The organism is Acidovorax sp. KPB24-03 (assembly GCF_057546605.1).
Genome location: NZ_BAAJYR010000874.1, coordinates 1 through 708, shown reverse-complemented (window position 1 = coordinate 708; position 708 = coordinate 1). Strand labels below are relative to the sequence as shown.

General features: G+C 75.6%; 1 protein-coding gene. It reads right to left on the bottom strand.

The genetic code is table 11. The annotated features are described in order from the left end of the window. Nucleotides 1–92 precede the first annotated feature (92 nt). Nucleotides 93–708, bottom strand: a 616-nt coding sequence (locus AC27KI_RS26560) for a M14 family metallopeptidase (protein WP_487116870.1), incomplete at its 5' end; no start/stop codon positions are given.

Genomic DNA, 708 nt, shown 5'->3' with positions numbered 1-708 from the left:
GGCCTGGCGTGGTGGCTGGCGCTGGGGGTGCGTGGGTGCTGCGGGCCGCGCTGGGCGCGGGCGCTGACCGGGCCTGGTGCCGGTTCAGCGCGCTACAGCGGCCGGCGGCGGGCGTAGCGCACCACCGTCACCCCCGCCCGCGCCTGGCGCGTGGAGGGCATGACGAGCACGCAGTCGTCGTATGGCGTGGTGACGGGTTCGCCGTCGTTGTCGCCGATCACCGTGCCGGCCTTGGGGATCACCTCCAGGCCGGTGAACGGCTGCGTGAAGCGGACGGCGCTGCTCTTGGCGACCACCGGGCCGGTCACCTCCAGCACCCACTGGCGCGGCGCATCGGGCTGGCGCCAGCCGGGCAGCAGCGCGGCCAGCGCCTCGGGGTGGAGCACCTGCGCCGCCGCCAGGAAGCGCACGCACTGGTCGTAGGCCACGGTGCGGCTGGACAGCGCGCCATGGAAGCCGCATTCCACCAGCAGCGAGCGGCGGTCGCCCGCCTGCGCGTCGGGCAGTCCGAAGTGCCCGTAGTCGCGCATGCGCACACCGTCCTGGTGGCCCGCATCGGCCACGATGTGCTCGGGCGCGCCCATGCGGCGGGCCAGCTCCAGGTTGCGCGGGTGCAGGCCGGTCAGCAGGAGCGGCGCCCCCGGCTCGTGCATCGAATGCAGGTCGAGCAGCCAGTCGGCGCGCGCCACGAAGGGCCGCAGCGCGGCG